Origin of the sequence: uncultured Amnibacterium sp. (assembly GCF_964245895.1) — a bacterium.
In the GTDB taxonomy this organism is placed as follows: domain Bacteria; phylum Actinomycetota; class Actinomycetes; order Actinomycetales; family Microbacteriaceae; genus Amnibacterium.
Window position 1 is genome coordinate 1 of record NZ_CAXTOQ010000134.1, and the last position, 9,651, is coordinate 9,651.

Annotated in this window: 13 protein-coding genes; 11 read left to right on the forward strand and 2 right to left on the reverse strand. The window is 73.7% G+C overall.

The genetic code is table 11. The features are described from left to right. From ACFE60_RS14925 to ACFE60_RS14945, 5 genes are all read left to right on the forward strand, one after another. The coding region (locus ACFE60_RS14925) for a hypothetical protein (protein ID WP_375389655.1) at positions 1-206 on the forward strand (206 nt) is incomplete at its 5' end. 48 nt (positions 207-254) lie between these two features. Then, positions 255-998 (forward strand): hypothetical protein, encoded by a 744-nt coding sequence (locus tag ACFE60_RS14930; protein WP_375389656.1) that lies wholly within the window; start codon positions 255-257, stop codon positions 996-998. A 79-nt stretch (positions 999-1,077) separates the two neighbouring features. Beyond that, a complete protein-coding gene (locus tag ACFE60_RS14935) occupies positions 1,078-1,410 on the forward strand; it encodes a YciI family protein (RefSeq protein WP_375389657.1) in 333 nt (110 codons plus the stop codon). Position 1,411: 1 nt separating this feature from the next. Continuing rightward, on the forward strand, positions 1,412-2,665 hold the full coding sequence (locus ACFE60_RS14940; protein WP_375389658.1) for an RNA polymerase sigma factor: 1,254 nt from the start codon (positions 1,412-1,414) through the stop codon (positions 2,663-2,665). Between the two features lie 28 nt (positions 2,666-2,693). Continuing rightward, positions 2,694-3,809 carry a 5-methyltetrahydropteroyltriglutamate--homocysteine S-methyltransferase gene (locus ACFE60_RS14945; RefSeq protein ID WP_375389659.1) on the forward strand — a complete coding sequence of 372 codons (1,116 nt, stop codon included), beginning with the start codon at positions 2,694-2,696 and terminating at the stop codon, positions 3,807-3,809. A 39-nt stretch (positions 3,810-3,848) separates the two neighbouring features. Here ACFE60_RS14945 and ACFE60_RS14950 read toward each other — a convergent pair whose 3' ends face one another. Next, on the reverse strand, positions 3,849-4,241 hold the full coding sequence (locus ACFE60_RS14950) for a type II toxin-antitoxin system VapC family toxin (protein ID WP_375389660.1): 393 nt from the start codon (positions 4,239-4,241) through the stop codon (positions 3,849-3,851). After that, a complete protein-coding gene (locus ACFE60_RS14955) occupies positions 4,238-4,504 on the reverse strand; it encodes a type II toxin-antitoxin system Phd/YefM family antitoxin (protein WP_375389661.1) in 267 nt (88 codons plus the stop codon). The genes ACFE60_RS14950 and ACFE60_RS14955 overlap by 4 nt, the downstream gene beginning before the upstream one ends. An 87-nt stretch (positions 4,505-4,591) precedes the next feature. Between ACFE60_RS14955 and ACFE60_RS14960 the strand changes: the two genes are divergently transcribed. The 6 genes from ACFE60_RS14960 to ACFE60_RS14985 all read left to right on the forward strand — a co-directional run. Continuing rightward, positions 4,592-5,794: a DUF6933 domain-containing protein gene (locus tag ACFE60_RS14960; RefSeq protein WP_375389662.1), complete on the forward strand. Its 1,203-nt coding sequence runs from the start codon at positions 4,592-4,594 to the stop codon at positions 5,792-5,794. 90 nt (positions 5,795-5,884) lie between these two features. Then, positions 5,885-6,466, forward strand: a complete 582-nt coding sequence (locus ACFE60_RS14965) for a dihydrofolate reductase family protein (protein WP_375389663.1) — start codon at positions 5,885-5,887, stop codon at positions 6,464-6,466. 145 nt (positions 6,467-6,611) lie between these two features. Continuing rightward, positions 6,612-7,055, forward strand: coding sequence for a hypothetical protein (locus ACFE60_RS14970; RefSeq protein ID WP_375389664.1), 444 nt, complete (start codon positions 6,612-6,614; stop codon positions 7,053-7,055). Positions 7,056-7,747: 692 nt separating this feature from the next. After that, the gene (locus ACFE60_RS14975; RefSeq protein ID WP_375389665.1) at positions 7,748-7,972 is read left to right on the forward strand and encodes a hypothetical protein; all 225 of its coding nucleotides are present in this window, start codon (positions 7,748-7,750) and stop codon (positions 7,970-7,972) included. Between the two features lie 213 nt (positions 7,973-8,185). Beyond that, the gene (locus ACFE60_RS14980) at positions 8,186-9,235 is read left to right on the forward strand and encodes an NAD(P)-dependent alcohol dehydrogenase (protein WP_375389666.1); all 1,050 of its coding nucleotides are present in this window, start codon (positions 8,186-8,188) and stop codon (positions 9,233-9,235) included. Positions 9,236-9,468: 233 nt separating this feature from the next. Next, positions 9,469-9,651, forward strand: a 183-nt coding sequence (locus ACFE60_RS14985) for a DUF2510 domain-containing protein (protein ID WP_375389667.1), incomplete at its 3' end; no start/stop codon positions are given.

Genomic DNA, 9,651 nt, shown 5'->3' on the forward strand with positions numbered 1-9,651 from the left:
CCGTCGCGGAGGTGGAGGAGGCGCTGGCGGCCCGCGTCGCCGGCCTGCTGTCCGCCCGCAACCCCGGGCACGACCCGGCCGAGCTGCGCCGCACCGCGGACACGGTGATGAGCATCACCCGCGGCGCGCTGGGCGGCCGGGAGGTCGACATGGCCGAGATCAAGGTGGCCATCCGCGGCTACCTCACGGCCAAGGGCCTGCGGTGATAGGACCCCGGTGGTGCGCTCCGCAGCGCGTGGGTGCACGATGACGGGATGACCGCGCCTCCGGAGCCCGCCGAGACGCGGGAGCGCCTCGACGTGCTGCGCCGCCGCCTGTACCGCGACGGCGCGACGGCCGAGGACCTGCGCCGGTACGCCGAGGAGCGGGAGGCGCTCGCGCCCGCGGAGCCCGAGCCGGTCGACCGGCAGGGCCAGATGCGCCGCCGGCGGCCGCTCGTCGCCGTCGGCATCGGCGCCGCCCTGCTCGTCGCGGTGATCGGCATCGCGGTCACCGCGCCCGCCGCCCCGGCGCGCCTCCCTCCCCGGTCGATCGACGCGGCACCGACGATCGCGACCGACGGCGCCCCGGCGGCCGGGACCGCGGTCGTCGTGCAGGACATCGGCAACGGCCAGACGCTGGAGCAGCGACCCGGCGCCGTGCAGGAGGAGACGGCCGTCCTGCTCCCCGCGGACGACGGCGTGGCGGTCGCGCAGCGCTTCCAGGGGTCCGGCGACGCGGTCGTGCGCCTCGACACCTCCGCGGCGTCCGTCCGCAGCGGCCGGGTCGTGGTCGCCGTCTCCTCCGCCGGGACCGGGCCGATCGCCTGGCGCGCGCTGCGGGCCGAGACCTACAGCGGCTGGTCCGCCCACCCGAGCATCGTCGCGACCGGCACGAGCGCCGCGGAGGCGCCCGACGTCTTCGGCTACGTCGGCTCCCCGCCCTGGAGCATCGCCGTGCAGGCGCCGGACGGCGGCAGCTGGGCCCTGGTGGTCGGGTTCGTCGAGCCGACCCGCTGATCCGACCTGTCGATCCGGTCACCCGCCGTTCGTCAGAGGAGTGAAGGCCCGAGAAGCGGGCCGAAGGAGGAGGACCGAGATGGCGCAGTACCTGGTGCTGATCTACGAGGACGAGGCGGGCTGGGCGGCCTGGGGCCCGAAGGCGGAGGCGGCGATGGCCGAGCACACGCGGTTCGGGGAGACCCACGGCGGCACGGCCATGGTCGGCGGCGCGTGGCTGCAGTCGGCGTCGACCGCCACGACGATCCGGGACGGCGTCGTCAGCGACGGCCCCTTCGCCGAGACGAAGGAGGTCCTCGGCGGCTACTACCTTCTCGAGGCGGAGGACCTCGACGCGGCGCTCGACCTCGCGAAGCAGATCCCTGCGCCGTTCGGCGGCCTCGAGGTCCGGCCGATCCGGACCGTCGGCTGACATGTCGATCCCGCCCGACACCGCCGCCCCCGCGGCGGTGTCGGCGGCGGTCGCCGACGCGCATCGCCGGGACTGGGCGCGCGTGCTCGCGGCCACCGTGCGGGTGACGCGCGACCTCGACCTGGCCGAGGAGTGCGTGCAGGAGGCGTATCTCACCGCGCTCACCGCGTGGCAGGGCGGCGTGCCCACCTCCCCCGCCGCCTGGCTGACCACCTCCGCGCGGAACCGCGCGCTCGACCGGGTGCGCCGCGCGGCGGTGCTGCAGCGGAAGCTGCCGCTGCTGATCGAGCCCGAGCCCGTGCAGCAGCCCGAAGCGGGAGGCGCGTTCCCGGACGACCGGCTGCGGCTCGTGTTCACCTGCTGCCACCCGGCGCTGGCGGTGGAGGCGCAGATCGCGCTGACCCTCCGCCTCGTCTGCGGGCTCACGACCCCGGAGGTCGCGAAGGCGCTGCTCACCGCCGAGACGACCATGGCCGCGCGGATCACCCGCGCGAAGAAGAAGATCGCCGCCGCTCGCATCCCCTACCGCGTGCCGACCGCCGAGCAGCTGCCGGAGCGCGTCGACGCGGTGCTGCACGTCGTCCACCTGCTCTACACGGCGGGGCACACCGCCGCGGACGGCCCCGCGCTGACCCGGCCGGACCTGGCCGGGCGCGCGCTGGACCTGGCCCGCATGCTGCGCCTGCTGCTGCCGCAGGACCGGGAGGTCGCCGGGCTGCTCGCCCTGATCCTGCTCACCGACGCCAGGCGGGCCACCCGCGTCGACGACGCCGGCCGCCTGCAGCTGCTCGACGCGCAGGACCGCTCCCGCTGGGACCGCGACGCGATCGCCGAGGGCGATGCGCTCGTCCGGCTGGCGCTCACCGCCCGGCCGCCCGGCCGGTACGCGCTGCAGGCGGCGATCGCCGCGGTGCACGCGGGCAGCGCGCGCTTCGAGGACACCGACTGGGCGGAGATCGTCGCGCTCTACGACCTGCTGCTGCAGCGGTGGCCCTCCCCGGTCGTCGCGCTGAACCGCGCGGTCGCGGTCGGACTCGCGCACGGCCCGCTCGCCGGCCTCGAGGCGCTCGACGCCCTCGCCGCCGAGCCGCAGCTCGCCCGCTACCCGTACCTCGCGGCGTCCCGGGCGGACGTACTCGCGCGGCTCGGCCGGGCGGAGGAGGCGCGGCTCGCGTACGACGAGGCGCTCGTCTTCACCGCGAACGAGGCTGAGCGGGACTTCCTGCTGGACCGACGCACCCGGCTCGGGGTCTGAGTCCGGCATGGCTTGCTAGACAGGCTGGGTGCCGCAGCATCCCGCCCCCTTCCGCGCCGACCACGTCGGCAGCCTCCTCCGCCCGCAGCGGGTGCACGACGCCCGCGCGGCGTTCGCCGAGAGCCGCCTCGATGCCGAGGGGCTGACGGCGATCGAGGACGAGGCGATCCTCGAGGTCGTCCGCGCGCAGGAGGCGGCCGGTCTGCGCGCCGCCACCGACGGCGAGCTGCGCCGGGGCTGGTGGCACTTCGACTTCTTCGACCTGCTGGACGGCGTCGACGTCGTCGAGGGCGAGAGCGGCATGGCCTTCCAGGGCGCGGCCCCCGCGCCGCTCGCCGTGCAGGTGCGCGACCGGATCGGCTTCCCGGCCGACCACGCGATGCTGCGGCACTTCGCGTTCCTCCGCGATCACACCGCGGTCGTGCCGAAGATGTGCATCCCCTCCCCGACCGTGCTGCACTTCCGCCTGGCCGCGGACGCCGTCGACCGGGGCGTCCACCCCGATCGCGACGCCCTGTTCGCCGATCTCGCCACGACGTGGCGGGACGCGATCCGCGCCTTCGCCGCCGCCGGCTGCCGATACCTGCAGCTCGACGACACCGCGTGGGCCTACCTGTGCTCGGAGGTGGAGCTGCAGCGGGCGGAGGAGCGCGGCATCGACACCCGCGGCATCGCCGACGCGTACGCCGAGCTGCTGAACGAGGCGCTGCGCGACCGGCCGGACGACCTGACGGTCACGACGCACGTGTGCCGCGGCAACTTCCGCTCGACGTGGATCGCCTCAGGCGGGTACGAGCCGGTCGCCCGCCAGCTGCTCGAGACCTGCGACTACGACGGCTACTTCCTCGAGTACGACACCGACCGGGCGGGCGGCTTCGAGCCCCTCCGGTTCCTGCCGGACGGCGACAAGCGCGTCGTGCTGGGACTCGTGACCTCGAAGTCCGGCACCCTCGAGGATCCCGCGGTGATCGAGCGGCGGATCGAGGAGGCGACCGAGCACGCGCCCCTCGCGCAGCTGGCGCTGAGCCCGCAGTGCGGCTTCGCGTCCACGGAGGAGGGCAACGTGCTGACCGAGGACCAGCAGTGGGCGAAGCTGCGCGGGATCGTCGGCATCGCCGAGCGCACGTGGGGCTCGCTCGGCTGATCCAGCGCGATCAGTCCCGCGGCGACTCGGACTCGGGCTTCAGCTCGGTCGCAGCACCGCGAGGCCGGCACGCTCGGCCGCTGCCGCCTGCTCGTCGTCGTAGGTGAGGATGGCGTCCGCGTCGACGCGCAGCGCGACCGCGAGATGGAGCGCGTCCTGCGAGCGCAGCCCGGCGCCCGCGGTCGGCGCTCCGATCAGGTCGACGCGGAGCAGGTCGACGAGGGTAAGGCCGTCCAGGACGGCGTCGACCGAACCCGCTTCCACGGCTTCGGGGTGGCGGGCCGCAGCGCAGTGCAGCTCGGTGTGCAGCAGCCACGAACCGACCAGCCGGTCGGCGTCGCCTCGGGCGTTGAGGGTCTGCACCAATGCGTTCGACTCGGGCTCGTGCACCAGCAGCTTCATGGCGGCCGACGTGTCGAGATACCACCTCACCAGGGCCCCCGCACGTCGTCGAGGATCGCGGCGGTCGTCAACCCGCTGCTCGACCCGGGCGGATCGGAGAACCGCATCCGGGCGACCCGGGGCGCCCGCGCCTGCCCCCGCTCCACGAGCTCGTCGATCGGGTCGGCCGGAGGCGGCACGATGAGCGCCGCGATCCGGCCATTGTTCGTCACCTGCACGGTCTCGCCCGCGGCGACGGCCCGCAGGATCTCGCCGCTGCTGTTCCGCATCTCCCGATGACTGACCGTGCGCACGTAGCACACCGTAGCACGCACCCACGGAGCACGAGCGTCTCGCGCCCTCCGGACCGCGCCGATGCTGTCGCCTGCCAGCATGAGCGGATGCTCGTCATCCACGGCACCGCTGCGTTCCGCGCCAAGGTGACGGGTCCCGCCGCCAGCGGCACGGTCTCCACGACCGCTCTGGGTGCGTGGTACGCCAACCTCGTGCGCCGCAGAAGCCCGCGCGTGCTCATCGTGAACGAGCGCACCCTGCTCCCGGTCGTGCTGCCCCTCGCTCCGGCACGGACGTTCCTCGCGCGCCTCCCGGACGCGGCCGCCGAGGTCATGGCCGCGCTGGCGATCCCTGATTCCTTCGTCTCGCAGGAACTGGCCCTCATGCGGGAGGCCCGGATCGCGCCGACCGCGAACCGCAGCGTCGTCGGGATCCTGAACGACATGGGCCGGATGCTCGATCGCTGGCATCTCGAGGACGACGACCTGCTCGACATCTCGCTGTCGCTGGCGGATCGCCCGACCGGCAGGCTGCGGTACACGGCGCCGAACGACGAGCTGCGCGCCGTCGTCGACGGCCTCGGTCACCCCACGCCGAGGCGGGCGAGCGCCGATCGGCACCGCCCGGTCCCGTCGTCCCCCACGTCCCCGTTCCCGGCGTCCGTGACGACCGAGGACGGCCGGACGATCGAGATCCGTCATCGCCCCGGTCTCGCGGACGAGTTGATGCAGGAGTTGAAGCCGCTGCTCGCCGCCGACGGCATCGATCTCGACGATCCGGATGGTGCTCCCGAGCTCGCGACGCTGCAGGCGGCGATGGATCGCGCGGTCGAGCGCCGCAACCTCGAGCTCTTCACCCCGGTCGGACCCCGTCGGGTCGCGGCGGCCGCCTTCCTGCTGCTGTTCGCCGCTGCGCTCGCCGACGACCGGGACGGGCTCGCCCGTGGACTCCTGTCGCAGGTGGAGCCGGAGGCACGCCGCCCGGATGTCGCGGAGGTGTCCGCGGTCATCGGGATGGCGCTCAGCCTGCTCGACGACTGGCTCGGCGGCCAGCCCGCCGGCGCTCCGACGAACCTGCAGGCCATCGTGCAGCTGCCGCGGGAGTGGCGCAGGACCGCGAGGCCCGCGGCCGAGATCCTCGCGCTCGCGACCCGCGGCAGGGCCTTCTCGTCCCTCCATGCGCTGATCGTGCGGCAGGGCGGTGAGCAGGTGCTGGCAGGTGCGGCGGTCGCGATCGCAGCGGCCGCGGACGCGTGGGCTCGGACGACCGGGGTGCCGATCGGCACCCTCCTGCCCAGGGTCGTGCGCTGACCAGACGGGACGACGCACCGGAACAGTCCGCAGGCGCTTGCCGCGACGGCGAGCGGCTGGTTCGGTCGTCGGCGGCAGAAGGAGGCTCCCGTGCGCAGATACATCGTGTCCGTGATCACGACCGTCGACGGCTACTTCGAGGGGCCCGGCCACGACGTGATGGCGATGCCCTTCGACGATGGTTTCAGCCGGTACAACGCGCGCCTGCTGCTCGACGCCGACGCCGTCGTGCACGGCAGCCGCTGGTTCGACGGCGGCGCGTACTGGACCCAGGTGCTCGCCGACGAGCAGCAGCCCGAGATCGAGCGGGAGATCGGCCGGCTCAACGTCGGGCTCGAGCGGCTGGTGATCTCCGACTCGCTGCAGCCCGACCCCTCCTGGCCCTGGTTTGACCGCACCCGTGTCGTCCCGAGGGCGGCCGGCCCGGCGGAGGTCGCCCGGCTCAAGGAGGGCGACGGCGGCACGATCCTCAGCTTCGGCAGCGCCACGACCTGGAACCCGCTGCTCGAGGCGGGTCTCGTCGACGAGCTGCACGTGCTGGTCGGCCCGGCGCTGCTCGGCGACGGCGGCAAGCTGTTCACCGGCGCCCGCCGCCCCCTCCGACTGCTCGACGCCGAGGTGCTGGAGGACTCGCAGCTGGTCCGCCTCCGCTACGACGCGACCGGGGCGTAGGCATGCCGCCTCCTCCGCCGTTTCGCGGATCCGGATGAGATCGACGACACGCCGTCTCCCGGTCCCTCGAGACCCGCGTGTCGGCCGATCGATCCGGATCCGCGAGAGGAATCCGGATCCGCGAAGCACCCCGTACGGTCGAGCCATGAGCACCCTGACCGAGGTCGGCGACCGCGACGGCTGGCGCTGCTGGCTCTGCGACGAGCCGGTGGACGGCGGCCGGAGCGTCAACGACCCGCGCGGTCCCAGCATCGACGCGGTGACGAGCGTCAAGCCGAAGAAGGGTGCCGCGGCACCGGAGCGCCTCGCGCACCGCGCCTGCAACACGAGGAAGGGCGCGGTGAAGGCGGTCGTCCGGTGGCCGGCCGACCTCTTCGTCGTCGATCCCGCCCCGATCGTCGAGACGGCCGAGCGCCTCTCGCGCAAGGGCGGGCGGGAGGTGGTCGCGCGCTCCCCCAGCCGCGACGACGCCGAGCAGGCCGGGGCCTGGCTCGTCGACCGGCTCTCCCGGCTCGCGCCGGATATCGCCGTCACCGCGGAGGTCAAGCCGGGCGGCGGGCAGTTCCTGCTCGCGCTCGTCACCGCGTGACACGCGCTGCAGCACCGAGTTGTGACCCTCAGGGACAGTTGCTCGTGCAGAGGCGGCCGCAACTGTCCCTGAGCGTCGCAGCTCCGGAACAGCGCATGGACGGAGGCGCAGGCGCCACCTCCCCGCTGCGCTGCTTCCTCGCGGGCACCGACAGCGCCCGCATCTCGCGCTGCGCGCTCGCGACGCGCTGAACGACCCTGCGGTCAGCCCCGGCGACCGGGCGACCTGGCGGACGAGCTCCGCGCCGTCCCGCACCCCGGACCGGAACGACAGGCGCTCCTCCCCCAGCACCGGGCGGGAGCGCACCTCCACCTCGCGGGCGGCCGCGATCCGCAGTCCGTCGACGACGCGACCGAGCTCCTCGATCGACGCCAGCTGCTCGAGCAGCCGGTCGTCCGTGAGGTCCGGGAAGTCCGGCCGGGCGTTGCGCGCAGAAGCGATCGCTGCGCTCAGCCCGGCCGTCGTCTCCATGCGGTGATGCGATCACGGGAGTCCGATATCGCAACCTCGAAACCGGCGCTTCAGCAGGACAAACGCGCGCAGATCGTGGCAAGCCGGTCCGCCCTGCGCGAACGGGGCGGAGGCGGAGGCGCCGTTCGGTGCGGCGGCGCCCGACGCTGCTCCCGGTGCGCTCCACGTGCCTCGTGCTGGGGCGATCCGCGGCCACGGCATGCAGCACTAGCCTCCGGATCATGGATTCGAACGCGTCTTTCTTCGGACCGGACGGCGCCCTGCACCAGGTGATCCGATGCGGCAGCACCCTCACCGACGTGAGCACGGGCCGGTCCGCCTTCGTCATCTCCGACAGCGGCGGCACATCGCTCGTGGCGGACCAGGACGGGCGGCTGCACCAGTACATGAAGAACGGCAGCATGACGACCGACCTCACGACGGGCGCCACCTACTTCGAGATCTGACCGAGGACCGGGCCCCGCGGTCCTCCATCCCGACCGGGCTCGGTCGACGCGGACCCGACCGCCTCCGCGCGGCCTCCCCCTCCGTCGTCCCCCGCGCTCCCTCCCCCAGCACCCCGCCCGTACGATCGTCGCCTGCCGCGTGCTTCGTCGCCGCGCTCCCCTCGTCCACCGCTGCCGGTGCCGTCGCACCGTCACGCCTCCGGAGGTTCCTTCGTGCCCACCACCGTCCCCGCCCTGCTGTCCGACGCCCCGGGCGCCCCGTTCCACCGCGGCACGGTCGAGCGCCGCGACCTCGGCCCGCGCGACGTTGCGATCGACGTCGCCTTCGCCGGCATCTGCCACTCCGACATCCACCAGGTGCGGGAGGAGTGGGGCGACGCGATCTTCCCGATGGTGCCCGGCCACGAGATCGCCGGGACCGTCAGCGCGATCGGCGCCGAGGTCGAGGGGTACACGGTCGGCGACCGCGTCGGGGTCGGCTGCTTCGTCGACTCCTGCCGCGAGTGCGAGTACTGCCTCGCCGGCGAGGAGCAGTTCTGCCTCAAGGGCAACGTCGGCACCTACAACGCCCGCGGCTACGACGGCGAGCCCACCTACGGCGGCTACAGCACCGCGGTCGTCGTCGACGAGCGGTACGTGCTGCGGATCCCGGACGCGATCGGCCTGGACGTCTCCGCCCCGCTGCTCTGCGCCGGCATCACGACCTACAGCCCGCTCAAGCACTGGGGCGCCGGCCCCGGCAAGAAGGTCGCGGTCCTCGGCCTCGGCGGGCTCGGCCACATGGCCGTGCAGATCGCCCACGCGCTCGGCGCCGAGGTCACCGTGCTCTCCCGCACCCGGTCGAAGGAGGAGGACGGCCTGCGCCTGGGCGCGGACCACTACGTCGCGACGAGCGAGCCGGGAGCCCTGAAGGCCCTCCGCAACACGTTCGACCTCATCATCAACACGGTCTCGGCCGACGTCGACATCGACCGCCTCGCCCGCACCCTTCGCGTGGGCGGCAGCCTGGTCTACGTCGGCGCCCCGAGCGAGCGCCAGTCGTTCCAGGTGTTCTCCCTGATCGGCGGCCGGAGGAGCGTGGCGGGCTCGAACATCGGCGGCATCCGCGAGACGCAGGAGATGCTCGACTTCTGCGGCGAGCACGGCATCGGCGCGGTCATCGAGACCATCGGCGCCGACGAGGTGACCGAGGCGTACGACCGCGTCGTCGACGGCGCGGTGCACTACCGCGTCGTCATCGACACCGCGACGATCCCGGCGTAGCAGCTCCGCGAGGGTGAAACGGGCCCCCTCCTCCGCCGCGCGCGGATCGTGCCGCTCGGACGAACGACAACCATTTCGAACAGCCCACGACCTCGATTCGAACCGCGTTCGCACATCGGACAGTCGCGCACTGCTTGCCTCGCTCCCAGCAACAGCGACTGGCCGTCGCGCCTCCGACCGGGTGCCTCCTGGGTTGATATCGTCCGCCTGCTTCGCGGACGAGGGGACCATTCATGACGGATCAGTGGGCGCCGGGCTGGTACGACGACGGTCACGGGCAGCAGCGCTGGTGGGACGGCCGCGGATGGACGGCGCACACCCGTCCGATCGACGCCGATGCCGAGGTCGCGACCTCCGCGACGGACGTCGTTGCGACAGCCACGCCCATCGAGGCCGCATTGACGCGGGCGCAGTCC

Excerpts from the sequence above, each read along its gene's own strand:
- ACFE60_RS14930 (WP_375389656.1), top strand. The coding sequence starts at position 255 with ATGACCGCGCCTCCGGAGCCCGCCGAGACGCGGGAGCGCCTCGACGTG.
- ACFE60_RS14935 (WP_375389657.1), top strand. The coding sequence starts at position 1,078 with ATGGCGCAGTACCTGGTGCTGATCTACGAGGACGAGGCGGGCTGGGCG.
- ACFE60_RS14940 (WP_375389658.1), top strand. The coding sequence starts at position 1,412 with ATGTCGATCCCGCCCGACACCGCCGCCCCCGCGGCGGTGTCGGCGGCG.
- ACFE60_RS14960 (WP_375389662.1), top strand. The coding sequence starts at position 4,592 with ATGCTCGTCATCCACGGCACCGCTGCGTTCCGCGCCAAGGTGACGGGT.
- ACFE60_RS14970 (WP_375389664.1), top strand. The coding sequence starts at position 6,612 with ATGAGCACCCTGACCGAGGTCGGCGACCGCGACGGCTGGCGCTGCTGG.
- ACFE60_RS14975 (WP_375389665.1), top strand. The coding sequence starts at position 7,748 with ATGGATTCGAACGCGTCTTTCTTCGGACCGGACGGCGCCCTGCACCAG.